The 25,124-nt window shown below is 38.8% G+C and carries 27 protein-coding genes; 14 read left to right on the top strand and 13 right to left on the bottom strand.

Going from position 1 to position 25,124, the window contains the following annotated elements:
• Nucleotides 1–74 precede the first annotated feature (74 nt).
• The gene (gene fcl / locus AC07YT_RS03095; RefSeq protein WP_086548202.1) at nt 75–1,001 is read right to left on the bottom strand and encodes a GDP-L-fucose synthase; all 927 of its coding nucleotides are present in this window, start codon (nt 999–1,001) and stop codon (nt 75–77) included.
• Between the two features lie 113 nt (nt 1,002–1,114).
• Here fcl and trmB point away from each other — a divergent pair, with 113 nt between their 5' ends.
• Both trmB and AC07YT_RS03085 read left to right on the top strand, forming a co-directional pair.
• Nucleotides 1,115–1,765 carry a tRNA (guanosine(46)-N7)-methyltransferase TrmB gene (gene trmB / locus AC07YT_RS03090; protein WP_086548201.1) on the top strand — a complete coding sequence of 217 codons (651 nt, stop codon included), beginning with the start codon at nt 1,115–1,117 and terminating at the stop codon, nt 1,763–1,765.
• On the top strand, nt 1,765–2,097 hold the full coding sequence (locus AC07YT_RS03085; protein ID WP_086548200.1) for an MGMT family protein: 333 nt from the start codon (nt 1,765–1,767) through the stop codon (nt 2,095–2,097). Before trmB ends, AC07YT_RS03085 begins: the two co-directional genes overlap by 1 nt.
• Here the strand turns inward: AC07YT_RS03085 and AC07YT_RS03080 are convergent.
• The gene (locus tag AC07YT_RS03080; protein WP_086548199.1) at nt 2,087–2,446 is read right to left on the bottom strand and encodes a hypothetical protein; all 360 of its coding nucleotides are present in this window, start codon (nt 2,444–2,446) and stop codon (nt 2,087–2,089) included. The two genes, AC07YT_RS03085 and AC07YT_RS03080, sit on opposite strands and share 11 nt — an antisense overlap.
• Before the next feature lie 51 nt (nt 2,447–2,497).
• On the opposite strand from AC07YT_RS03080, the gene AC07YT_RS03075 reads away from it, so the two are divergent.
• From AC07YT_RS03075 to AC07YT_RS03065, 3 genes are all read left to right on the top strand, one after another.
• Entirely contained in the window at nt 2,498–2,851 is a 354-nt protein-coding gene (locus AC07YT_RS03075; protein ID WP_086548198.1) for a carboxymuconolactone decarboxylase family protein, read from the top strand.
• A gap of 174 nt (nt 2,852–3,025) precedes the next feature.
• Nucleotides 3,026–3,589 (top strand): DNA-3-methyladenine glycosylase I, encoded by a 564-nt coding sequence (locus AC07YT_RS03070; protein ID WP_086548197.1) that lies wholly within the window; start codon nt 3,026–3,028, stop codon nt 3,587–3,589.
• Entirely contained in the window at nt 3,589–4,128 is a 540-nt protein-coding gene (locus AC07YT_RS03065) for a GNAT family N-acetyltransferase (RefSeq protein WP_086548196.1), read from the top strand. Before AC07YT_RS03070 ends, AC07YT_RS03065 begins: the two co-directional genes overlap by 1 nt.
• Before the next feature lie 37 nt (nt 4,129–4,165).
• Here the strand turns inward: AC07YT_RS03065 and AC07YT_RS03060 are convergent, their stop codons facing one another.
• Both AC07YT_RS03060 and AC07YT_RS03055 read right to left on the bottom strand, forming a co-directional pair.
• Nucleotides 4,166–4,846 (bottom strand): hypothetical protein, encoded by a 681-nt coding sequence (locus AC07YT_RS03060; protein WP_086548195.1) that lies wholly within the window; start codon nt 4,844–4,846, stop codon nt 4,166–4,168.
• Nucleotides 4,847–4,893: 47 nt separating this feature from the next.
• The gene (locus AC07YT_RS03055) at nt 4,894–5,664 is read right to left on the bottom strand and encodes a hypothetical protein (RefSeq protein ID WP_086548194.1); all 771 of its coding nucleotides are present in this window, start codon (nt 5,662–5,664) and stop codon (nt 4,894–4,896) included.
• Between the two features lie 158 nt (nt 5,665–5,822).
• On the opposite strand from AC07YT_RS03055, the gene polA reads away from it, so the two are divergent.
• The 3 genes from polA to AC07YT_RS03040 all read left to right on the top strand — a co-directional run bounded on the left by polA (nt 5,823) and on the right by AC07YT_RS03040 (nt 10,162).
• The gene (gene polA, locus AC07YT_RS03050) at nt 5,823–8,630 is read left to right on the top strand and encodes a DNA polymerase I (protein ID WP_086548193.1); all 2,808 of its coding nucleotides are present in this window, start codon (nt 5,823–5,825) and stop codon (nt 8,628–8,630) included.
• 1 nt (nt 8,631) lies between these two features.
• The gene (locus AC07YT_RS03045) at nt 8,632–9,492 is read left to right on the top strand and encodes an energy transducer TonB (RefSeq protein ID WP_086548192.1); all 861 of its coding nucleotides are present in this window, start codon (nt 8,632–8,634) and stop codon (nt 9,490–9,492) included.
• A 325-nt stretch (nt 9,493–9,817) separates the two neighbouring features.
• Entirely contained in the window at nt 9,818–10,162 is a 345-nt protein-coding gene (locus AC07YT_RS03040; RefSeq protein WP_086548191.1) for a hypothetical protein, read from the top strand.
• 305 nt (nt 10,163–10,467) lie between these two features.
• On the opposite strand, the gene AC07YT_RS03035 is transcribed toward AC07YT_RS03040, so the two are convergent.
• From AC07YT_RS03035 to AC07YT_RS03020, 4 genes are all read right to left on the bottom strand, one after another.
• Nucleotides 10,468–11,145, bottom strand: a complete 678-nt coding sequence (locus AC07YT_RS03035) for a metal-dependent hydrolase (RefSeq protein ID WP_086548190.1) — start codon at nt 11,143–11,145, stop codon at nt 10,468–10,470.
• 77 nt (nt 11,146–11,222) lie between these two features.
• Nucleotides 11,223–11,528 carry a YbaB/EbfC family nucleoid-associated protein gene (locus AC07YT_RS03030; protein WP_086548189.1) on the bottom strand — a complete coding sequence of 102 codons (306 nt, stop codon included), beginning with the start codon at nt 11,526–11,528 and terminating at the stop codon, nt 11,223–11,225.
• Between the two features lie 255 nt (nt 11,529–11,783).
• Nucleotides 11,784–13,016, bottom strand: coding sequence for a serine hydrolase domain-containing protein (locus AC07YT_RS03025; protein ID WP_086548188.1), 1,233 nt, complete (start codon nt 13,014–13,016; stop codon nt 11,784–11,786).
• Between the two features lie 68 nt (nt 13,017–13,084).
• Nucleotides 13,085–13,636 carry a cupin domain-containing protein gene (locus AC07YT_RS03020; protein WP_086548187.1) on the bottom strand — a complete coding sequence of 184 codons (552 nt, stop codon included), beginning with the start codon at nt 13,634–13,636 and terminating at the stop codon, nt 13,085–13,087.
• Between the two features lie 201 nt (nt 13,637–13,837).
• On the opposite strand from AC07YT_RS03020, the gene AC07YT_RS03015 reads away from it, so the two are divergent.
• Nucleotides 13,838–14,215 (top strand): GxxExxY protein, encoded by a 378-nt coding sequence (locus AC07YT_RS03015; protein ID WP_086548186.1) that lies wholly within the window; start codon nt 13,838–13,840, stop codon nt 14,213–14,215.
• A gap of 110 nt (nt 14,216–14,325) precedes the next feature.
• Here the strand turns inward: AC07YT_RS03015 and AC07YT_RS03010 are convergent, their stop codons facing one another.
• The 3 genes from AC07YT_RS03010 to pdhA all read right to left on the bottom strand — a co-directional run bounded on the left by AC07YT_RS03010 (nt 14,326) and on the right by pdhA (nt 17,504).
• Nucleotides 14,326–14,628, bottom strand: a complete 303-nt coding sequence (locus AC07YT_RS03010) for a DUF885 family protein (protein WP_494945161.1) — start codon at nt 14,626–14,628, stop codon at nt 14,326–14,328.
• Nucleotides 14,629–14,789: 161 nt separating this feature from the next.
• Nucleotides 14,790–16,478: a dihydrolipoamide acetyltransferase family protein gene (locus AC07YT_RS03005; RefSeq protein WP_086548184.1), complete on the bottom strand. Its 1,689-nt coding sequence runs from the start codon at nt 16,476–16,478 to the stop codon at nt 14,790–14,792.
• A 30-nt stretch (nt 16,479–16,508) separates the two neighbouring features.
• Entirely contained in the window at nt 16,509–17,504 is a 996-nt protein-coding gene (gene pdhA / locus AC07YT_RS03000; RefSeq protein ID WP_029274973.1) for a pyruvate dehydrogenase (acetyl-transferring) E1 component subunit alpha, read from the bottom strand.
• A gap of 493 nt (nt 17,505–17,997) precedes the next feature.
• On the opposite strand from pdhA, the gene AC07YT_RS02995 reads away from it, so the two are divergent.
• From AC07YT_RS02995 to AC07YT_RS02985, 3 genes are all read left to right on the top strand, one after another.
• On the top strand, nt 17,998–18,555 hold the full coding sequence (locus tag AC07YT_RS02995) for a C40 family peptidase (protein ID WP_029274974.1): 558 nt from the start codon (nt 17,998–18,000) through the stop codon (nt 18,553–18,555).
• 90 nt (nt 18,556–18,645) lie between these two features.
• A complete protein-coding gene (locus AC07YT_RS02990; RefSeq protein ID WP_086548183.1) occupies nt 18,646–19,743 on the top strand; it encodes a CapA family protein in 1,098 nt (365 codons plus the stop codon).
• Between the two features lie 165 nt (nt 19,744–19,908).
• Complete coding sequence (locus AC07YT_RS02985; protein WP_086548182.1) at nt 19,909–20,091, top strand: hypothetical protein; 183 nt, start codon at nt 19,909–19,911, stop codon at nt 20,089–20,091.
• A gap of 127 nt (nt 20,092–20,218) precedes the next feature.
• On the opposite strand, the gene AC07YT_RS02980 is transcribed toward AC07YT_RS02985, so the two are convergent.
• Together AC07YT_RS02980 and AC07YT_RS02975 are read right to left on the bottom strand one after the other, a co-directional pair.
• Nucleotides 20,219–20,404: a hypothetical protein gene (locus AC07YT_RS02980; protein ID WP_029274977.1), complete on the bottom strand. Its 186-nt coding sequence runs from the start codon at nt 20,402–20,404 to the stop codon at nt 20,219–20,221.
• Between the two features lie 113 nt (nt 20,405–20,517).
• The gene (locus AC07YT_RS02975) at nt 20,518–22,560 is read right to left on the bottom strand and encodes a M13 family metallopeptidase (protein WP_086548181.1); all 2,043 of its coding nucleotides are present in this window, start codon (nt 22,558–22,560) and stop codon (nt 20,518–20,520) included.
• Between the two features lie 127 nt (nt 22,561–22,687).
• On the opposite strand from AC07YT_RS02975, the gene AC07YT_RS02970 reads away from it, so the two are divergent.
• A complete protein-coding gene (locus AC07YT_RS02970) occupies nt 22,688–23,920 on the top strand; it encodes a carboxypeptidase-like regulatory domain-containing protein (RefSeq protein ID WP_494945160.1) in 1,233 nt (410 codons plus the stop codon).
• 91 nt (nt 23,921–24,011) lie between these two features.
• Nucleotides 24,012–24,953: an SPFH domain-containing protein gene (locus tag AC07YT_RS02965; protein WP_057930724.1), complete on the top strand. Its 942-nt coding sequence runs from the start codon at nt 24,012–24,014 to the stop codon at nt 24,951–24,953.
• The last annotated feature ends 171 nt before the right edge of the window (nt 24,954–25,124 follow it).

Genomic DNA, 25,124 nt, shown 5'->3' with positions numbered 1-25,124 from the left:
AAATTAATGAGTGATTGAATGGAAGCGGATTAAAGCATTCTGTGATTCAACCCTCCTCTCATTCAATCATTATTTTAATATCTGCTTTCGAAATCCTGATAAGCCAAAGCTATACCCTCAGGGAGCTCGATTTTATGTTTCCAGCCTAAATTGTGGAGTTTGCTTACGTCCATTAATTTACGTGGTGTTCCATCGGGTTTAGTGGCATCAAACACCAATTTTCCTTCAAAGCCCAAAACATCTTTAATCAATAAAGCCAGGTCTTTAATGGTTAAATCGTGTCCCGTACCAATATTGATCAGGTGCGGCTCGTTATAGTTTTGCATTAAGAAATAACAGGCATCTGCTAAATCATCGGCGAATAAAAATTCGCGCATGGGCGAACCCGATCCCCAAACCACTACTTCTTTTTCGTTGTTTGCTTTTGCCTCATGTACCTTACGGATCAAAGCAGGTAAAACATGCGAATTTTGAGGGTGATAGTTATCATTAAAACCATACAAATTTGTTGGCATTACCGAGATAAAATTACAGCCATACTGATCGCGGTAGGCATCACACATTTTGATGCCTGCAATTTTTGCAATGGCATAAGGCTCGTTGGTGTGCTCCAAAATTCCGGTTAAAAGGTAATCTTCTTTTAGGGGCTGTGGAGCCATTTTAGGATAAATACAACTCGAACCCAAAAACATGAGTTTTTTAACGCCACTTACATAAGCATTGTGGATTACATTATTTTGTATGGCTAAATTCTCATAAAGAAAGTCGGCGCGATAAGTATTGTTGGCTACAATTCCACCCACTTTTGCGGCGGCAAGAAATACGTAGTCTGGTTTTTCTGCAGCAAAGAAATCTGTAACGGCCTGTTGGTTGCGTAAATCTAATTCGCCCGAAGTTTTAGTTACAATATGCTCATAACCCTCTTTTTGCAGTTTGCGGTAAATGGCCGAACCCACCATGCCACGATGGCCTGCAACATATATTTTAGCGTTTTTTTCCACGGTATTTTTTATAGGCTACAAAAATACGATTCCTAAATAAGAATGGCATTAATCTTTCTGGCAAAAGAAACTTCGATTATTGATTTAATTGTATTTTTGCAGAAAAAAAACTTTTGGGTAAAGATAAACTTAGGCGTTTTGCAGAAATCGAAACATTTGCAAACGTATATCAACTGGAACAAGGAAAAGCTTTAAAGGGAAACTGGGCTTCAGCACATTTTAAAAATACGAATCCCATTGTGCTTGAGCTGGCATGTGGAAAAGGCGAATATTCGGTGAATTTAGCCAGGCTGTTCCCTGAAAAAAACTTTATAGGCGTTGATTATAAAGGCAACCGCATTTGGAGGGGGGCCAAAACAGCTATTGAAGATGGAATTAACAATGTTGCTTTTTTAAGAATCCAGATTGAAAATTTACTGGATTATTTTAACGAAGGAGAAATTGACGAGATCTGGATCACTTTCCCCGATCCGCAACCACAAGATAGCCGTGAGAAAAAACGGTTGACTTTTCCAGCATTCCTGAACCGTTATAAACTTGTTTTAAAGCCGGGAGGTAATGTTAATTTGAAAACAGATAACGACCAATTGTATGCTTATACTTGCGAAAAAGTGGCAGAATTAGGCTTGCCTGTACATAAAAATACCGATCATCTGTATACTTCTGATCTAGTTGATGAGGTATTGTCGATCAAAACCTATTACGAGAAAAAATACTTGCTACACGATAAAAATATTAATTATATTCAGTTTTCTTTTGAATAATGGATACCAACTTTTACGAACAGGTTTATGAGATTGCCCGGTTAATTCCGAAGGGAAGGGTAACCTCTTATGGAGCCATCGCTAAAAGTTTGGGTGCTGCAAAATCATCACGAATGGTGGGGCATGCCATGCTTTATGCCGGAACAGCCCACCCCAAAGTACCTGCCCATAGGGTAGTAAACAGTAGTGGTTTACTGACCGGGAAGTTTCATTTCAAACCTCCGGAGTTAATGGAAGAACTGTTAAGAAACGAAGGCGTTGAAGTAAAGAACGATAAGGTGGTTAACTTTAAAAAGGTATTCTGGAATCCGATTGAAGAAATTACAATATAACGGGTAAACTTCGCTTATAATCAGTAAGGGTAAAAATAATCAAAATCAATAAGCCCAGGCAGGCGTAGAAAATTTCGTCAACTAAATTTCCTTTAAAAAGCGTAAAGGCTAAAATGACAAGAACAATACTGACAAAAAATTCGATAAGGCCATGAAGTTTAAGGTTAATAATTTTAAAAATGCCTCCACTAAAGTTAGTGCACACTGTTAATAAAAAATGAATAATGCCCAGCACATATGCCAGTGTTGAAGCAGTTTTAGAAAGGACAAAAACATCAGGTGAAGCCAATAGAAGCATTACTAATAGGTAGTCTAAAACAGCATGAAATTTTGGAGATATCATTTTCATAATCAAATGTTTATATCTCTAACAAATAATAGTTAAAAAAGATTTTAGAATATGGGAAAGCTTGTAGAAGAATTTAACGGCTATCGTGAGAAAATGAACGATAGGATAATGGAAACGGCGAACACAAATATTAAACGTTTTTTTGCCCTGGATACCACCTCCTATGCTGATGGAGCTTTAGATGTTAAAACGAAAGAGATGTTAGGTCTGGTAGCCTCAATGGTTTTGCGTTGTGATGATTGCATTAAATACCATTTAGGTAAATGTTTTGATGCCGGCGTAAACCATGAGGAGATGAACGAAATTTTCATGATTGCCAATCTGGTGGGTGGTAGTATTGTAATTCCTCATTACAGGAGAGCTGTGGAGTATTGGGATGAGTTGAGTTCGGAGTTGGGCGTTTAGAGCTGTTTATTTTACGCACGCGTCATGCTGAACTTGTTTCAGCATCTTTTTGCAATAAAAATATCTTGAGGAAAGACCCTGAACTAAATTCAGGGTGACGAGCACATTTTATTGATCACTGTTTTAACAGTTTGTAAAGAATATTTTAATTTAAATTTTTCGAAAGGTGATATTATGCAAAACTCAATAACCCGTTGCACCTGGGCTGGCTCCGATCCGCTTTATATCAAATACCATGATGAAGAATGGGGAAAGCCTGTTTACGATGATAAAATCTTATTTGAGTTTTTAATACTGGAAGGTGCTCAGGCTGGTTTAAGCTGGATTACCATACTTCGAAGAAGGGAAAACTACCGTAAAGCTTTTGCTGGTTTTGATGTGAACAAGGTAGCTGTTTTTACTGAAAAAGATGTAGAACGCTTAATGAACGATGAGGGCATTATCCGCAACCGTTTAAAAATTAACGGTGCCATTACCAACGCTAAACTGTTTATCGAAATCCAGAAAGAATTTGGCAGTTTCTCTAAATACATGTGGGGTTTTGTTCCTGGAGGTAAACCGATCCAAAATCACATCGAAAAAATGAGCGATGTTCCGCCAAGGACTGAACTATCCGACCAAATCAGTAAAGACATGAAAAAACGGGGCTTTAAATTTTTCGGCACCACGATCTGTTACGCCCACATGCAGGCGACCGGCATGGTTAACGATCATTTACTAAACTGTTGCGCAAGGTAATGTTTGCTTCAGTTACATTACGCACTGATAGATTTTTATTGAGGCAATTTTGTTCTGACGATCTAAAATTTATTTTTGAAGGATTATCACATCCTGATGTGATTCGCTATTATGGTGTGCGTTATGCAAGCCTAGAGGAAACCAATGAGCAATTGATCTGGTTCAATGACCTTCAAAAAAATGAAACAGGTATCTGGTGGGCAATCTGTGATAAAGAAAGCCTTGATCCTTTAGGTGCCATAGGATTTAATGATTTAAGTAAAACGGATCAAAAGGCTGAAATAGGTTTCTGGCTCTTGCCCACACATTGGGGAAAAGGTATTATTAAAGAGGTAGCTAATCCAATTTGCAACTATGTCTTCGAGAAATTAGGCTTAAGAAAAATCGAGGCTATGGTTGAAACTCAAAACGAAAACAGTAAAAGGGTCTTGCAAAAACTTGATTTTGATTATCAAAAAACAATGGAGAGCTGTGAAATTAAAAACGATAAGCTTATCAGTTTAGCAATTTATGTAAAACTAAAGCCCGAAGATATTTAAAGGGATCTTGCAATCCTGAAATCAGTTAATCCTAGCGCTATTTCTTTGTCGCGTTATACTCCTTCACCCATTCAATTACATCCCGGCTGTTAAAATCTGTCCCGGCTTCTACTTTGGCTTTTAAGGCGGGCTGATCACCGATTTTTTGTAATAGAATATTTTTAACCTCTGTTTTTTTGGTATCCTCCGTAATCGCTTTCATGGGTACTTCCTGTAAAGGTCCGGCACCAGGCTTTTCAATAAAGTAACGGATAACGGGTGCTCCTGCTGGTCTTTCTGGTGAAGCGCTGCGTCCGCCACCGATGCTGATACCTCCACCCATGCCCATGCCACCATAACCGCCGGTTCCGGTACCAATGCCAATTGATGGCCTGAATTTTACTTTTTTCTCTTTCACCTCTGGAACCAGGGTGCCTCCGCCAAAAGAATAAAGATTAACCGTTCCCATTTCGATTATCTTAACAAAACGATATTCGAAATTGCGTCCATTTGCAAAACCCTTGCTTACAAAACTATCACCGTTCCAGAAGAAGTTTTTAACATCCTTTGCCGGCAAAATTACATCCGCTTCATCATTGGCACTGATAAACACAGAAAAATAATCGGTTCCCTTTATCGTCCCGCGGATGACATCATCATTGTTTTTAACGATAAAATCCTGAGCTGAAAGTTGATTTAGCGTAAATAAGAAAAGAAAAACAGATAATAAAAATTTCATTTGATCAATTGCTTTTCACAAATAACGGAACTTAATTCCAAAACATACTAATTCAGGTTAATTTTGATATTGCCCGCTGCTACATCAGGATGTTCTTTTTGGAAATTAATAAATGATTCTTTCATTTTATTTAAGGCATAAGCTTTTGTGTTGGGGATGTTTTTGCCCAATGCATAAAATTTATTCAAAACATAAAGCTTAAACAGGTAATTCTTTAGCTCCGGATCAGCCTGCGTATCAGTCATCACTTTACGTAAGTTTTCCCGGTCAATAAAATTAACCAGCCCTACATTACTGGCTATGTAGTTGGCAATCTTGTTAATATTTTCCTGCTCTTTGCTAAAAGCATCTTTAGCCGCATTAATATCATCAATTGCTTTTAGCTGTACTGCAATTTCTTTTGCCAGAGCCGCTTTGCTAACCACAACCAATCCTTTGGGGATATAAAATGTAGAATCGGTTTTGTAAGGGTCAACAAAAAGGAATACCGTATCTTTTGAATCGGGATTTATCAAAGTATAGCGATCTACAATACCAGTACTTGAATGCTGACTACTTCTTTTAGTAAAATCGATTTTTGATCCATTTGGCCAGCGGTAAGAATTTTCCAGTTTGGCCATTCTTACTTTTAAATTATCTCGGTCGCTGATGTTTTTAAAAGCCCCACTGCCTATGGGCCGGTCTATTGATGCGCCATAAGCATCATCAGGTCCTTTTAGGTTTTCGAAAGTGATGTAGGTCATCAAGGTATCGGATGGGAGTTGAGCCTTGGTTAAGCAGGCAATTAAGCAAAAAATTAAGGTGTAGCAAGTTTTCATAAAAGCGTTTTTATTTTGATGATGCTTAAAATAAGAGATTTCAATAAATAATTTATTTTTTTTGTTGAAAAAGCATTTTAGTGATATGACTAACTTTGGTTACTTTTATCACTCGATAAATCTATTTGTCGGTCTAATCATTAAACCGGTGTAATCACATGAATAAAAAACTCTTTCTCCTAGATGGTATGGCGCTGATGTACAGGGCGCATTTTGCATTAAGTAAAAACCCTCGTTTTACCTCAACAGGCATCAATACATCAGCAGTAATGGGCTTTACCAATACTTTGTTAGATGTTTTGAAGAAAGAAAAACCAACGCACATTGCGGTCGTTTTCGATACCGAGGCACCAACTGAAAGGCATACAACTTTTGAGGCTTATAAAGCACAACGTCAGGCCATGCCCGAAGACCTAGCAGCTGCCATGCCTTATGTGATCAAATTAATCACTGGTTTTAATATTCCGGTAATCACCTCTGATGGTTACGAGGCCGATGATATTATTGGTACACTGGCCAAAAAAGCTGAACTAAAAGGTTACCAGGTTTACTGTATGACGCCTGATAAGGATTTTGCTCAATTGGTTTCCGAAAATATTTTCATTTACAAACCTGCCCGTATGGGTAACGATATGGAAATATTGGGGGTAAAGGAAATATTAGCGAAATGGGAGATTGAAAATGTGCTGCAGGTTATCGATATTTTAGGTTTATGGGGCGATGCAGTGGATAATATTCCAGGTATTCCAGGCATTGGCGAGAAAACAGCGAAAGCTTTGATCAAACAATATGGTTCTATGGAGAACATTATTGCAAACTCGCATGAGTTAAAAGGAAAACAACGCGAAAACGTAGAAAATTTTGCTGAACAAGGTTTAATATCGAAAAAACTGGCTACGATTTTATTAGATGTTCCCGTTGAATTGGACGAGGCCAGCTTAGAACTCTGCGATCCTAGCCGCGATCTATTGGAACCGTTGTTTACCGAATTAGAATTCAGGACTTTGGGCCGCAGGGTATTTGGCGATGAATTTTCGGTTACTACAGCACGCTTTCAGGAAGGTACGCAGACCGATTTATTCGGTAACCAGACAGGGGAAGCCATTCAATATACCAATACGCTCGAAGAAGAACCAGCAGAAAAGCTTCCGGCTAAAACCATTGAAAACACCGAACACGATTATCAGTTGGTTGACACTGCTGAGCAACGTGCAGATCTGATTAAATTATTACTGGCTGAAAAACGGATCTCATTTGATACGGAAACCACAGGTACCGATGCAAACATGGCCGATTTGGTTGGTTTATCTTTCTCCATAAAACCAGGTAAAGGCTATTATATACCCGTTCCGGCGGCCAGAGAAGAAGCTCAGGTTATTGTTGATGAGTTTAAGGTGGTATTGGAAAATGAAGAAATTGAAAAAATTGGTCAGAATACCAAATACGATATTTTAGTGCTGAAATGGTACGGCGTAGAGGTAAAAGGTAAACTCTTTGATACCATGCTTGCCCACTACCTGATTGATCCTGATACCCGCCATGGTATGGATGTATTGTCTGAAAACTATCTTGGTTACTCGCCTATTTCCATTACCAAGCTGATTGGTGCAAAAGGCAAAAACCAGGGCACCATGCGCGATGTGCCGGTAATTGATGTGGTAGATTATGCAGCTGAAGATGCCGATGTGACTTTACAGCTGGCACATATCTTCGAGCCAAAATTAAAAGAACTAAATGCAGCTAAATTAGCCGAAGAAATTGAAAACCCTTTGGTTTACGTTTTGGCAGATATAGAAAAAGAAGGTGTTCGCATTGATATCGAAACCTTAAAAGCCTATTCTAAAGAGCTCGAAACCGAAATTATCAAGTTTGAGCAGAATGTTTACGACAAAGCTGGAATTAAATTTAACCTGGCTTCGCCAAAACAATTGGGAGAGGTTTTATTTGATAAACTTCAGCTCGATCCGAAAGCTAAAAAGACGAAGACAGGCCAGTATCAAACCGGTGAAGATGTTTTATTAGCTCTGGCCAGTAAAAGTGATATTGTACAGGATATTTTAGATTTCCGCCAGTTACAGAAGCTTAAATCGACCTACGTGGATGCATTGCCATTAATGGTTAATCCCAAAACCGGCAGGGTGCACACTTCCTACAATCAGGCTGTTGCGGCAACGGGAAGGTTAAGCTCAAACAATCCAAATTTGCAGAATATCCCGATCCGTACCGAGCGTGGCCGAGAGGTGCGTAAAGCCTTTATTGCAAGAGACGAAAATCACATCTTGTTATCGGCCGATTATTCACAGATAGAATTGCGCATTATTGCCGAAATCAGTAAGGAAGAGAATATGCTGGATGCTTTTAATAAAGGAATCGATATCCACACGGCAACAGCAGCAAAAGTATATGGCGTAAGTATAGAAGAGGTAGATGGAACGCAGCGTAGAAATGCCAAAGCCGTTAACTTCGGAATCATTTATGGTCAGTCTGCTTTTGGTTTATCGCAAAACTTAGGTATTCCGCGTAAAGAGGCTGCCGAAATTATAGAACAATATTTCGCGCAATATCCGGGTATTAAACGTTACATGAGCGATACGATGAACTTCGCCCGCGAGAACGGATTTGTAGAAACGATAATGGGCAGAAGACGTTATTTAAGAGACATTAACTCTGCCAACCAAACGGTAAGAGGTTTTGCAGAACGAAATGCCATCAACGCGCCGATTCAAGGCTCTGCGGCTGATATGATCAAGATTGCCATGATCAATATCCATAAAGAGATGAAAGCACAAAATTTACAATCAACCATGACCATGCAGGTGCATGATGAGTTGGTATTTGATGTGCTGAGATCAGAAAAAGAAGCAATGAAAGCAATTATTCAGGATAAAATGGCCAATGCCATTAAATTAACGGTGCCAATAGTGGTAGAAATTGGTGAGGGCGATAATTGGTTGGCCGCACACTAACATGAAAGCGTTCTCCATGTATATTGTATGCTGCTTCATATCCATTGGATGTTTGGCGCAAAAAAGCGATACACTGATTACCTATAATTTTGGCGGCAGCCCAGCAAAAGGGGAAAATGTGAGCGTCTATAAAATTAATAGGAGAGATACAACGGCGTGGGTTAAAACTACCGCCGATAAAAATTTTGTTCTACTCAAAAAAGAGACCTTTGCCGATGAACAACTGACCGTACATAATGGGAGTTACCAGGAATTTTTGAATGGCAAGCTTTTTATCCACGGACATTATGATAAAAATGCTAAAACAGGAAAATGGATAATTTACGATTCTCTGGGCTACACAGCGCAAGAGATTCATTTCCTAAACAATAAATTTGATGGTCCATTTAAATCTTTTTGGAATAAGGACCATGTAAAATATCAGGGCAATTTTAGCCAGGGTTTAAAAACTGGGGAATGGAAAATCTTTTACCTCAACCAACAACTGGCAGGCAAAGAGCTTTATAATACAACAGGCGATTTAACAGAGAGTGCATATTTTGATCAAAATGCTCGGCCAACAGTGAAGAAAAACATTTTAACCGAGCCGATTTTCAAGGGCGGTTATCCGAGGTTTTATAAATTCCTAGCTAAAACCCTTCGTTTTCCCGACCCCGATCTAACTGGCCGGGTAGTTTGTTCCGCAATGGTAAATACTGATGGCCATTTATCAAACATTGAAATATTTTCCTCATCGCATGTTAGCCTAAGTCAGGAAGCCATTAGGGTGCTCGAATTATCACCTCCATGGCTTCCAGGTACTTTGTTTGGTGAACCTATGGCTATGCAAATCAAAATTGCAATCAACTTTACGATTAACTGATGATTTTTTTTGATAACTGAACCTTCCTAAAAGGAATTTAGTTGGAAAGATAAAGTAGATGTAAAATTAGTGCCCAGCAACTAACAACTATCCGAAGTTAGGGATATCGCTAACTAAAAGGCTATAGCTTTATTCTTAAGAAAGCGAGAGTGTAATAATACCAAACCATGTAATAAATTATTAAAAATTATTATCTTCATTAAAACTTCATTCAGATTAATCAATTTTATATCAACAAATAACGAGTAAACAAAAATCGAAAAAGATGAAACCTCCGAGTGAAACAAAGAAGCTTCATCACTACTAAAAAACAAATCCAAGTATTATGAAAAAGTTATTGAGTTTAATCGCAGTCGCAGCATTTGGTTTAACAACAGCATTTGCACAGACACCAGCTACGGCTCCTGCAGCTAAAGCTAAAACAGTTGTAAAAAAAGAAGTAAAAACAACCGCAGCACCTGTTAAAGCAGGCGTAAAACAAGAGGCTAAAAAAGTAGAAACTAAAACCACTACTACTGCTGCTAAAGTAAAAGCAGATGGTACGCCAGATATGCGTTTTAAAGAAAATAAAGCAAAAGCGGTAACTAAAGTGGCTGGTCCAACTAAAAAAGACGGAACAGCTGATATGCGTTACAAAGCAAACAAAGCTGCTGCCGCTAAAAAGAATTAGGTTCAGGTTTATAATTTGAAGGGTCTCCAATGAAATTTGGAGGCCCTTTTTTGTTTTAGAACAATTTAATATTAGCGGCGTCACCCTGAATTCATTTAAGGGTCTTAATAGCCGGAAAGATGCTGAACTAAATTCAGCATGACGATCATTTTAGATAATGAATATTTTCGTTGGTCGTGATCGACTGGAATGCAGTAGAATGAAGAGATCTGCTAGATAGATCTCTCGACTTCGTTGCACTCCTTTCGTTGGTCGTGATTTGCAATCACGACTGTTCGAACGGCGGATTTGTAATCCGTATTAGGCTACAAACTTATCGTTTCGCCAATTTCTGGCAGCAATAAGGTTTTGTTTTCCCGCTTAAATTTATCCAAAGCTGCTTTGGTATCAATTTCGATTACCGGGAAAGTATTGTAGTGTACGCCGATTACCTTGTCGCAATCGAAATATTTCGTTGCAACCAAAGCATCATCCACATCCATAGTGTAATTTCCTCCAATCGGTAAGATGGCATAATCCAGGTTGTAAATATCCGCCAAAACTTTCATCTCGATGGTTAAACCTGTATCGCCGGCAAAGTAAATCTGTTTACCCTCTACTTCAAGTACAAAACCAGCAGGATTTCCGCCATAACTCCCATCTGGTAAACCCGATGAGTGTGTAGCCGGTACCATGCGCACCGCTCCCCAGTCGAAAGTAAATTTACCAAAATTCATTCCATGTACTTTTTCAACGCCTTGTTTACTTGCCCAATCTGTTACCTCTGGCATGGCTATAACTGTTGCTTGTGTTTGCCTAGCTAGCGCTACCAAATCGGCCACATGATCGCCATGGCCATGGCTAACCAGGATATAATCGGCCTCAATGGTTTTAATGTCTATATTTTTAGCTAATGGATTGTGCGATATAAACGGATCGAACAGTAATTTTTTGCCTGCTGCCTCTAACAAGAAACAAGATTGGCCATAATAGGTGTATTTCATAATTGTGGTATCAGGATTTAGTATTGCGCATTCAGATTAATGCACACAACAATTTAACAATAAAACAATTGTATCACTTATTGCCCAAACATACCGCCTAAACCGCCAAGCATATCTTGTGCCGATGCCTGCATTTCGGCGGCGCTTACCTGTTCGGCACTTGCCATAGCTTTATTAATAGCCGTTAACAAAAGTTCTTCCAGTTCTTCCTTATCGGCATTTTTCAAAAACGTCTCATCAATTGAAACTCCGGTGATGGCTTTGTTTGCTGTAGCGGTGATTTTTATGGCACCATTTTCTACTTCGCCAAATACCGAGATCGTATCCAGGCGTTTTTTAATTTCTTCGGCTTTTTGTTGAGCCGCAAATAATTTATCGAACATAACTTGTGTTTTTATTATAAAACGAAATTAGGGTAAATTGTTTTTTAGTGAGCTAAATATTTGTTTTTTGAAGCGCAGGTACAGCAACCAGATTAAGCTTTGTTCCCGTTCTTCGCTATATCCTTTCGCTGCGCTTCAGGGATGCCGCTTCGCCCGGGGCTAAGCAATTAAGTCCTGTTCGCGTAGCTTCCGTTAACAAGCCTTTGCCAATTAACCCCGATCGTAAATACTGATTTTTTCCTGGCCTTATATTAATTAGTCCTCGTCGCTTCCCGGTAAACTGCCGTTGCCATGATAAGCCCCCTTACGGATAACCGGCATATTGAAGTGTTTATAAAGTTCGTCAAGATGCATCAAACTTCCGTTAGTAAGGTTGCCTAAAAATATAATGACAATGTTTTTGTCTAAATCCCGCACATAAATATGGCGGAAACCATGCCACCAGCCGGTGTGGTAAACCACTTTGTCCATTTTGTCGCCATCGAACATCCTCCAGCCGTAGCCATAGTTAAAATGACCGTTTATTGGTTTGTTACGACCAACATACGCAGAATCCAGGCTCTTCTTGGTCAGTAATCTTCCGTTTTTCAGGTATTTATCAAATAATACCAAATCGTGTACCGTACTATAAATGCCTTTATCTCCAACCGGACCGTCTAAAAAATTCTGTGCTACAGAGTATCTAAAACTATTGCGGTCGTGACCAACCACATCAACCGGAATTTTTTCATACTCAGTGGTGCTGTACACATGTGTATGTTTTAATCCGGCAGGTTTAAACACATGCTCCATCATATACTGCGAATAACGTTGTCCGGTTACCTTTTCTATAATGGCGCCCAAAACCATAAAGTTTGAGTTATTGTAGTGAAAACGGTTATCGGGTTTAGTATATGGATTTGGTTTCCGCTCAGCAATAACATTCATTACTTCCTGATTGGTGACGCCTTTTTTCATATTGCGTTTTTCCTTACGCCAGATATCATCTATGAAGTACACATAATTCATCATACCGCTGCGGTGAGAAAGCAGTAATTTCACCGTTATGCCTTCATATGGGAAGTTGGGGTAGAATTTTTTTACATTATCGTTCAACGAAAGTTTCCCTGCTTCTACCAATTGCATAATCGCTGTGCCGGTAAATGTTTTGGTAATCGAAGCCAGCTCAAATTCTGAGTTAATGGTTAAACTATCGCGGTGCAGGTAATCGGCCCATCCAACGGCTTTTTCGTAAAGAATTTTTCCGTCTTTGGCGACCAGCATATTGCCGTTAAAATTGAATTTCCGGTGCAGGTTATCTACAAAATCAGCAATCCATTTATCGCCTTTTTGTGGGTTATAAACCAATAAGAGGCTATCTGCTTTGTCGTCGTCTTTAGTGCGGATTTTTTTTTCAGCGGCCTTTTTCTCTTCAGATTTCTTGCTTGAACATGCGGTTAGTAAAGTTACAGAGAGGGCTAATGCTGAACATATATATCGAAAATTCATTTATATTAAGGATAGTGTATTTAAAACCCGAAAATTAAAGAATTTTAGACGGTTAAAACGAAAGAGTTTTACACATTTTCGCAATTTTGATTGTACCAGCACTCAAATAAATGACCTTTACTTCCATAAACAGGGTCGCTGTCTGGATTTTTCACTTTGGCAATGGTTTCATCTGCTTCAGGACGCTCCTCAGCTTTGCCATATTTTATATCATAATCTAAACCATTTGGATAGGCGCCAACAACAGTGAAGTCGTCGGTTGAGTTCAGTTTTTTATGTGCTACACCTGCAGGGATAATAACCACATCACCTTTGTCCAGCTCTATACAAACACCATGATCGCCCCCAAACTGTACGTCGGCTTTGCCACAGAATACGCCCATTACTTCGTGCGTGTTGCTATGGTAATGGTGGTAATCAAAAATACCATCTACCCAGGCGTTGGTATATCCGTTCTGCGCGAAAACCCTTTTGATTACTTCTTCAGTATCATCAGGGTGCAACCTAAAGGTACCTTTGTAAATCATTAGCGGCAAATTCGGATTATTCGGAAAATCGCCGTTCTCCTCTATTTTATGCGCAACCAGGTAAGCTTCCTGAATCAATTTTTCTTTGTCCATGATTTGGGTGTTTTATTATTTAACAAAGTAATTGGCAAAGGGTTTACAATTCGCGGGTTTTTCTCCCGCAGATTTAAGATGATTAACGCAGAGTCATATACTTTAATTCTACAGAAAACAAAGAACCAACTTTTATAATTACCAAGATTATCATATTTTTATTTCATCATCCTGATTAAGAATACCTAACTAATTTTCAACATGGATGAGAACAATATCTCTTATCAAATAAGGGGAGCAATATTTACAGTTTACAATACATTAGGACCAGGGCTACTAGAGTCTGCTTATGAAACTGTACTGGCTTATGTTTTAACAGAAAATGGGTTAAATGTTAAGCGGCAAGTGCAATTACCGATTGTTTTTGAAGGTATAACCCTAGATACTGGCTACAGGATAGACTTGTTAATAAATGACTTGGTAATTATTGAAATCAAATCTGTAGAAACAGTTGCTCCTGTACATCATAAACAAGTGCTTACATACCTCAAGCTTTCCGGTCTCAAACTTGCGTTACTGGTTAATTTTAATTCATCAGACATTTCTCAGTCGATATCGAGAAAAGTGAATGGGCTTTGATAAATGTTTCCCGCTGATCGCTACGAAAAACGCCGAGTTGAATCATTCTATCTGCGTTCTTTGCGAAATCTGCGGGAAACATCTTTCTTTTATCATTCAAAAGATATAAACTACTTCTCGCTTTCCGCCCAGGTATACATTTTCGCTTCAAAAACAGATAATGGGAATGATCCATCTTTTAAAACTGCAGTATGAAAAGCGGCCAGTTTAAACTTCGGACCTAATTCTTTCTCATATTTGGTTCTCAACTCCCTTATTTTCATTGCACCTGTTTTATAACCTAAAGCTTGTGCAGGTATGCCCATGTAACGTTCAATTTCTGCAGTAGCACCTTCCGTGCTAATGGCTTCATTGTCTGTCATATATTTAATAGCTGCTTCTCTGCTCATGTTTTTGGTGTGGATGAGCTGCAAAAAGAAATATCTTTTTCATTTATTTTGAGTTAAGGTTCTAATCAAAAATAACAAATTATTAGCCATTTACCGGTAGGTCGCCTTAACGCAAAAAAGCCACCCCTAAGGGATGGCTTAATATGTAATCAGTATGAAACTGAAAACTGTGAATTGCTAACTGATTAAGCTAATAACCTGATTGGCTCTTCTAATAAGCCTTTTAATGTCTGTAAGAACTGTGCTCCTGTTGCACCATCAACCACACGGTGATCGCAGCCCAAAGTCAATTTCATTACGTTACCAGGAACAACAGCACCGTTTTTAACCACAGGAACTTGTTGTATCGCACCTACTGATAAAATTGCACCATCAGGAGAGTTGATAATTGAAGTAAACTCATCAATACCAAACATACCTAAGTTAGATACAGTGAAAGTAGAACCTTCCCAATCTGCTGGCTGTAATTTTTTAGCTTTTGCTTTACCACCAAAATCTTTTACTTCTGCAGAGATGTGTGATAAAGATTTGCCATCAGCGAAACGCACAACCGGTACCAATAAACCATCTTCAACAGCCATAGCTACACCAATGTTGGTATGTTCGTTAAATCTGATTTTATCGCCACCCCATGATGAGTTAACAGCAGGGTGTTTTTTCAATGCAACGGCAACCGCTTTAATTACGATATCGTTGAAAGAAACCTTAACAGGAGCAACTGCATTAATAGCCGTACGTGCAGCCATTGCGTTGTCCATATCAATACTGATGGTTAAATAGAAATGTGGCGCGGTGAACAAACTTTCTGCTAAACGTTTTGCAATGACTTTACGCATCTGCGAAACGGGCGCTTCAGTAAATTTAACTTCACCAACATATTGAGGAATAACTGGTGCCGGAGCAGCAGCTTTCTCGGCAGCCGGAGCTGATGCAGATTCTGCTTTTGCTGGCGCTGCACTTGGTTTAAAGTTTTCGATATCTTTTTTAATGATACGGCCACCTTCTGCACTACCTGCAACCTGTGCCAGGTCGATCCCTTTGTCTTTAGCAATTTTCTTAGCTAAAGGAGATGCTTTAACGCGGCTATCACCGTTGTCTGTAGTTGTACCACACGATGAAGTTCTAGGTGTTTCAATTTCAGCAACAGTTGCAGACTTTTCTGCTTTAGGTGCTTCAGCACTTTCTGCTTTTGGAGCCGGGGCTGAGCCACCTGCTAAAATTCCGCTCACATCAGTTCCTTCAGGACCAACGATAGCGATAATTCCGTTTACTTTTGCAGCAGCACCTTTCTCTACACCGATGTGTAATAAAGTTCCGGTTGCGTAGCCCATTACTTCCATAGTTGCCTTATCGGTTTCTACATCAGCAAGCACATCATCATCTTTTACTTTATCGCCAACTTTTTTATGCCATTCAGCAATTACGCCTTCAGTCATGGTATCGCTTAACAAAGGCATGCGGATAACCGTAACACCTTTTGCTGCTAATTCTTCTTCGCTTAAGCCACCGCCCTGAGCAGGAGCTTCTTCTTTTTTCTCTTCAGCTTTAGGCGCTTCGTCTTTGCGCTCAGACTTCGGACTTCCCGACTCCTGACTTCCCGACTGTTCTGCTTCCAATGCTGCTTTATAATCTTCGCCTTCTTTACCAATAACGGCCATGATGGCATCAACCGGAACAGCTGTTCCTTCTTCTACACCTACGTATAAAAGCGTACCATCCCAATAAGATTCCATATCCATTGTTGCCTTGTCAGTTTCTACTTCTGCCAAAACATCGCCGCTTTTCACTTTATCGCCCACTTTTTTATGCCACTTTGCCAAAACCCCTTCGGTCATGGTGTCGCTCATTTTGGGCATTTTAATTACATCAGCCATTATATCTAATTAATTGAAATCTTATTAATATTAGTCCATTACGTAAGGGTAGTCCTGTTGCATATATACATCTTTGTATAATTCAGATGCATCAGGCCAAGGAGATTCTTCAGCAAATTTTACTGCCTGATCTACAATTGCTTTTACTTTAGCTTCTACTTCTTCAATCCAGGCTTGATCTGCATACTTTTCTTTAAGAATCGTTTCTCTTGCGTGCTCAACCGGATCTTTTGCTTTATAATCTTCTAATTCTTCTTTGGTACGGTATTTTGCCGGATCTGACATCGAGTGACCACGGTAACGGTAAGTTCTCATTTCTAAGAAAGTAGGTCCTTCACCTTTACGTGCACGTTGGATCGCTTCGTCCATTGCATTGTGTACCGCAACCGGATCCATACCATCAACTGGTGCACATGGCATATCAAAACCTAAACCTATTTTATAAATATCGGTCATGTTGGTTGTACGTTGTACTGAGGTACCCATTGCATAACCATTGTTTTCGCAAACAAAAATAACTGGCAATTTCCAAAGCATGGCCATGTTAAAAGTTTCGTTTAATGCACCCTGGCGCACTGCACCATCGCCCATATAACAAATGTTAACATTATCAGTTCCTTTGTATTTTTCTGCAAAAGCAACGCCAGCACCTAATGGAATCTGACCACCAACAATGGCATGACCACCGTAGAAGTTATGCTCTTTGCTGAACATGTGCATTGAACCACCTTTACCTTTAGAGCAACCTGTAGCTTTACCGTACATTTCTGCCATAATACTATCAGCACTAACTCCTAAAGCTAAGGCATGAGCATGATCACGGTATGTTGTAATCATTGAATCACCTTTTTGCATTGCAGATATTGCACCTGCAACTACAGCTTCTTGTCCAATGTATAAATGACAAAAGCCACGTATTTTTTGTTGTCCGTATAACTGGCCAGTTTTTTCTTCGAATTTGCGCATCAGCAACATCGACTCAAACCACTTTAACCAGGTATCTTTATTTATTTCTACTGCACTCATTTTAGGGTATTTGTTTTTTGCGACAGCAAATCTAATTTTTTTATTGTAATTTTTGGCACTTTTTAGTGTAAAAACATCATAGTATTAGGGTTGTAATCAGATTTAACAGTTGTTTTACAATTAAATATAAAACCAGGGAACCGATATCGATTTAATAGCGATTTCTTATAATTAAATCAACGCCCTTTATCATAATATGGAATCAATTTATTCTGAAATTTAATTCTGCATATGTGCTTATTTCCATAATTTAAAATAACACCGATTTATTCCTGTTTAGAATATTGAACTAAATCGTTTTTTTTAAAAAGATAATTTTAAGCTAAGTTTATGAACAAAAATGAGGAGCAAAAAATAAAAATGTTAATAACTTTCGTTTTTTAACGTCTAACATTTGGATAACATTTGTATAATTAATACTTTTGGCAACCAACAATAAGCCCATGTGGTGTACGTTAATGTGTAAGTGAATACCCAAACATAACTGTATAACATGATTAAAAAATTTTTGTTTTCTACTCTAATTGCTATTTGCACGCTCTCAGCCGCATTTGCGCAAACAAAAACAAAAGAATCTGGTAAAGAATTAAATGATCCCGACAACCTTGCATCGCAATATTTTTCGCAGGTTATGGGTGTTGCGGTAGATGCAACTTCGAATTTAAAACTGTACAAATTTATTTACGAATGGATCGGAACACCTTATAGTTATGGTGGAAACACCAAAAGAGGGATAGACTGTTCGGCTTTCACTAAAGCGATTTACGATAAAGTTTTCAACACCACCATCAGAAGAAACTCGCGAGATATTTTTAGTATGGTAGATCCACTTTCTAAAGAAGATTTAAAAGAAGGTGATTTGGTTTTCTTCAAGATTAAAAGCAGAAGTATTTCACATGTTGGTATTTACCTGGGCGATAACAGGTTTGCACATGCATCAAGCTCTCGTGGTGTCGTAATCAGCAACCTCAACGAACCTTATTACAGCCGTTATTTTTACAAAGGTGGGCGTGTGTTAGAATCGTTTAAGAAAGAATTTACAGTAGAATAGATCAGTTGACATTTTTCAGTTAACAGTTAAAAACATATACAATCCTCCTGAAGAAATTTTGGAGGATTTTTTTATACATCTAAATCAAGAATGAAGTTTATCAATACCCTTATAATATCCGCTCTTGCGCTAATTATTTTAATTAGCTGCACGAGCAATAATGCGCAGATTACTACACCTGTAGCCAAACAAGATACGGTGATCAGAAAAATAAAAGATACCATATCCATTACGGCAGTAGGCGATATTATGCTTGGCTCTGCTTTTCCATCCAAAACAAACCTCCCTCCTGATGATGCTGTAAACAGTTTTCAGGCAGTAGATAGTTTATTAAAAGGAGATATTGTTTTTGGTAACCTGGAAGGTTGTTTCCTTAACTCAGGCAATTCGAACAAATGCAATGGCATTAACCCGAATAACTGTTACGCTTTTAGAATGCCGGAACGTTATGCCGGGATATACAAGGATGCAGGATTTAATGTTTTGAGTATCGCCAACAACCATGTGGGTGATTTTGATGCCAGGGGAAGAAAAAATACAGCCAGGATTTTAGACTCGCTGCAGATCCATTATGCTGGACAGGTAAATAAACCTTTTGAAGTTTTTGAAAAAGACAATGTAAAGTATGCCTTCTGTGCTTTTGCGCCGAACGAGAATACGGTATCGATCAATAAAATCGACAGCGCCAAAGCTTTGGTTGCCCGTCTAAAATTGATGGCCGATATTGTGATTGTCTCTTTTCATGGTGGTGGTGAAGGCGCAAGGTTTGAACATGTTCCCCGTAAAAATGAGATTTTTTATAAAGAAAACAGAGGGAATGTTTACGCCTTTGCACATGCTGTTATTGATGCTGGTGCTGATGTGGTATTGGGACATGGTCCGCATGTAACCCGCGCTGTTGAAGTGTATAAAAATAAATTCATCGCTTACAGCTTAGGTAATTTTTGCACCTATGGTATGTTTAGCCTAAAAGGCAATAACGGCATTGCGCCCTTGCTTCAGTTAAAAGTAAATGCTAAGGGTGATTTTTTGTATGCCGATATTGTATCAGTTAAACAGGATAAGGTTAGCCGTTTAACCCTCGATGAAAATCATGGTGCCTTCAAACGAATTAAAGAACTGACAGATATTGATTTTGTTGGCCATCAGTTAAAATTCGCAGATAACAGGATTAGTTTAAAAGATTAATTTTCTCCGACATCAATCTCAATTTATTTCAGAATATTTGTTGGATGAAAGCATCATGATTTTTTAAATCACCTAGTGACAGGAATAAACGGCTCAAGCCTTCTTGAACACCGTTACCACACTACTCATGATAGCTTCATCATTGATTAAAACAACATCATAGGGATGAAAAAAGGATTAATACTTCATTATATTATAGGTATAGCCGCCGCTATTTTAGTACTGGCAGCAGCCTACTACATCAACCAAAACCCCGATAATTTACTGTCGGCAGGGATTATTATTCTGGCGGGTTGCCTGGTCGCTTTTAGCCAGTACCAGATTATCAAGCACAAAAAGAAGCAATAGTATGATTGCGACTATACTCCAGGTCACAAAGACTGGAAATGCTAAAGATAGCATCTACCTTGCTTTAGCCATCGGAGCGGCGGTTTTACTTTTTGTGCTATCTAAAAAGTTCAGGAGAAAAGCCTGACTAACTTTCGTCCTTGGTGTTCTTCACCAGGCCAATTCCCGATACAAAGAATATAAGTCCGATGATGCCGTAAACCATCAATCCCCTTGTGTTTTCGCTGTGGCTAACAAAGCCATAGCCAGCGTATATTAATCCAATTATGCCCAGTACGGTTAATATTGTTCCAAAAGTGCGTTTTACATTCATATGGTTTATTATTTAATAAGGTAAAGACAAAATATGATCGATTTTGTTTTAAACAAACAAAGAAGCCCATCTCATCAACTGAAATGGGCTTCTTTTATGGGGTGAAGGATAACTTACCAAACACCTAAACGGTTTGCCGGAGTTATGTACATTTTTGCGGTTGCAGGAATGTTGAAAGCTTTGTAAAATGCTTCCATATTATACACAGGTCCGTTTACCCTGAACATCTCCGGACTATGTGGATCTGTTTTTAATCTCACGCGCATGCTTTCGTCGCGGGTTTTAATTCTCCATACCTGGGCAAAGCTTAAAAAGAAACGTTGATCGGGGGTAAAACCATCAATCTTTTTATCGCCTTTCCCTTGTTCTGTTAATTTAAAGGCATCGTAGGCGATGTTTAATCCGCCAATATCGGCAAGGTTTTCCCCTAAGGTTAACGAACCATTTACATGCTGATTATCCAACAGCGAGAAGTTGTTGTAAAATGTTTCTACTTTACCTGCTTTGGCTTTAAATTTATCGGCATCAGCTTTTGTCCACCATTCTTTTAGGTTGCCAACGGCATCATACTGGCGACCCTGATCATCAAAACCATGTGTCATTTCGTGACCAATTACAGCACCTATTGCACCATAGTTAATGGCATCATCAGCGGCAAATTCAAAGAACGGGAACTGTAAAATTCCTGCCGGAAAAACAATTTCGTTGAAAGACGGATTGTAATAGGCATTAACTGTTGGTGGAGTCATTCCCCACTCGGTTTTATCTACATTTTTGCCCAGCTTATCCATCATTTCCTTGTAGGCATGTTTACTGGCCGACTGAAGGTTTGCATAATACGTGTTTTTCGAAACCTCAACATCATCGTACTTTTTCCATTTATCAGGATAGCCGATCTTTTTGATAAATGCGTTTAATTTTTCTAAAGCTTTCTTTTTGGTTTCCGGGGTCATCCAATCTACCTTCTGGATTCTTTCTGCGTATACTTTCTGTAAATTGTTTACCAAAGTTAACATACGCTCCTTGGCCTCTGGCTTAAAATACTTTTCGGCATATAATTGACCTAAAAGCTCACCTAAATTGCGATCAGTAGCATTTACAATGGCTTTCCATCTTTCTGTTGGCGCCTGTTGACCATATAGCGTTTTAGAGAAAAAATCGAATTTAGCATCTCTGAATTTTTTGGTAAAAGCATTGGCCGATCTGTTTAAAGCATCAAACTTTAATTTTTCCTTCCAGATTTCGATAGGCTGGCTTTTTACCAGGGCTGATAAGGTTTGATAATATTTTGGCTGTCTAACAATAACAGTATCAGTACTTGCGCCCAGTTTACTTAAAACGGATTTCCATTCAATATTTGGAGTCTGTTTTTGAAAATCAGCCACGGTCATTTTGTTATAGTTTTTCTGCGGATCGCGCAGCTGAACAGGAGTTGAATGCGACTGGGCAATTGCTGTTTCGAGTTTTAAAATGTTATCAGCATATTTTGCTGCATTTAAAGAATCGCCAGCGAGGCTAAAAATTTTGGTGATGTATTTGATGTACTCTACCCTGATTTTCTTCGCCTTCTCGTCTTGTTCTAAATAATAACTGCGGTCTGGCAGGGTAAGGCCAGCCTGCGAAAATGATAAAGCATTTTTGGTGCTTAATTTGTCATCAGGTTCTACACCAAAGCCCAATAAATCCCCTTCGCCATTTTTATAACCATCGGCAACAAAGTTGATTAAATCCTGATCATTTTTAATCCCTTCTATTTTACTTAAGAGCGGTTTTATAGGTTCGATGCCTAACTTTTCGATGGTAAGCGTGTCCATTCCACTGGTGTAGAAATCGCCAACTTTCTGTTCAGTACTTCCTTTGGCTGCATTGGCTTTTGAAGCGTTTTCCAGAATGTTGTTCAGGTTCTTCAGGTTATCGTTATATAGGGTGTAAAAAGAACCCCAACCTGTTTCGGTTTTTGGAATTTCGGTGTTTTTCATCCATTTCCCGTTGGCATACAGGAAAAAGTTATCACCTGGTTTTACAGTAGTGTCCATGCCGGCTTTATCGAAAAATTCGGTGCGCGCATTCGCCACATCGGCATCCTGATGGCTTTTATTCTGGCAGGCAGCAAAAAGCAATACGCCGGCAGCCGGAAGAAATAATTTAATTTTCATTGTATATAAGTTAGTTAGAAAAGCTTAAAGCTACAAAATGCCTGATGTAGTTTGTATGAATTTTTTTATAACTTCATCAAATTCTTACATAGATATACAACAAACGCTATCAGCCAAATATTTAACAATGAATAAAACGCTACTCAAAAAGACCTCTTTATGCATATTCTTTTCTTGCATAGTAACTTTAGTTTCTGCCCAAATTACGATACAGGGAAAGATTTTAAATGCCGAAACCAAACAGCCTGTTGAAAATGCAAGTGTATATTTTAATAATACCCAAATTGGTGCAACAAGCGATGAGAAAGGGCAGTTTAAATTATACACCAAAAGGCTTTATAGCGACCTGGTGATTTCTGCTATTGGCTACGAAAGTAAAACCGTTAATACCAGTGCTAACCTTACCAATTACACCATTTTGCTAAAAGAAAAAATCAATAGCCTTATGGAAGTAACGGTAAGTACCGGTAAAAACGACTGGAACAAATGGGGAGATCTTTTTTCGATGCTTTTATTGGGTAACAATCCGTTTAATCGGCGTAATTGTAAAATAATGAATCCGAACGACATTAAATTTTATTATGATGAGGATAAACAATACCTGGAAGTAATAGCTGAAAAGCCGATTCTGATCAAAAATAGTGCTATGGACTGCCTCGTGCATCTGGATATTTATGAGTTTGGTTATCACTTTACCGATGATAACCTTACCTACAGCTCTTACGCTTATTATGATGGTTTTGGCAATAAACCAAATAAAAGCAGACAATTAGCGATCAAGGTTAATTATTTAGGATCAAGGATGCATTTTTATAGAAGCTTGTATGCAAATACGCTCGAAAAAGAAAACTTTCAAGTGTACCGTTATACCGCTGTAAAGAATATAGAGCGGGAAAATGTTTTTAGAGCTGTGCAACAATATAGAGCGGCTAAAATGGCGGCTGGGCGAACTGGCAATGCGTTACTTAAATTATCAGATAACCCTGATTCGGCCTCGTATTATAAAAAAGTATTGATGCAAAGCAGCATTTTAAAGTGGGATACCACGAGGGTGGATTACAAACAGTTTTTGAGCTTCGATAGCCTAAATCACAAAATGACGTTCAAGTTTAATGATACACTTATGGTGGTATATAAACGAAATCATAACATGCTGGGAGGTTTGACCATGTTGCGTTTGGGTGCAATTAAAGAGTTATCAACTGTGGACCTAAAAACACTGTTACATTTAACTGATAAAGAAGGTGTAGTGATAGATCCTATGGGATACGTAACACCAAACTGGTTATTGATGACCGGGGATATGGGAAACAGGAGGCTCGCTGAACAACTTCCTTACGATTTTATATATAGCCCTTAGCCCGGCGGAACCGCGCTTTTTAAATCCATCACGAATTAGAGGTCTAGGTATATTGCATTTATTTTTTATAACTTCATAAAAAAATCTAATTATGCAATACACCATTTACATTATAGCTGTGGTAGGATTTATCATCCTGCTGAGCTCCTTTGTTACTGTTAAACAGGGAACCATTGCGGTGGTAACCGTTTTCGGTAAATACCGCCGCCAGTTAAGACCAGGCTTAAACTTTAAAATTCCATTAATAGAGCAGATTTATTCTCGTATTTCCATTCAAAACCGCTCGGTTGAGCTATCCTTTCAAGCGGTAACGCAAGATCAGGCCAATGTATATTTTAAGGCCATGCTATTGTATTCTGTGGTGAACCAGGATGAGGAAACAATTAAAAATGTAGCTTTTAAGTTTGTAGATGCAACCAACTTAATGCAGGCATTAATCAGAACCATCGAAGGTTCGATTAGGGCATATGTGGCCACACAAAAGCAGGCAAATGTTTTGGCACAACGTAATGAAATTGTGCTTCATGTGAAGGAACAGATTGATCAGGTTTTAGACGGATGGGGTTACCATCTTCAGGATCTTCAATTGAATGATATTACTTTTGATGAAGAAATTATGCGTTCGATGAGTCGCGTGGTAGCTTCAAACAACTTAAAAGCAGCGGCTGAGAATGAAGGTCAGGCCTTATTGATTACCAAAACCAAAGCTGCCGAAGCGGATGGTAATGCTATCAAAATTGCGGCTACTGCCGAGCGTGAGGCTGCACAGTTGCGCGGGCAGGGTATTGCTTTATTCCGTGCCGAGGTTGCGCATGGGATGAGTAAAGCCGCTCAGGAAATGGAACAAGCCAATCTGGATATTTCGGTAATCTTATTTACCATGTGGACGGAATCGATTAAACACTTTGCAGAGAATGGTGATGGAAACGTGATTTTCCTTGATGGAAGCAGTGAAGGCATGAACAGGACCATGAAAGAAATGATGGCCATGCAGTTAAACAAACAGACTGAGCCAACGGCGAAGAAGGGGTAATTCTTTAGTGCTGTCAGATGTTACCATCTGACAGTTAATATAAATAAAAAGATAAATGTCATTCAGTGTCGGATAGAAATATCCGACACCACGAGAAAATTGCCTTTAGAGTTGTCAACTTTCTAGCAAATTGGTTATTAAAGTTGACAACTCTGAAATCCAATTATAAAA

Source organism: Pedobacter sp. GW460-11-11-14-TSB4, from assembly GCF_059423705.1.
This window is presented reverse-complemented; position numbering and strand designations above follow the sequence as displayed.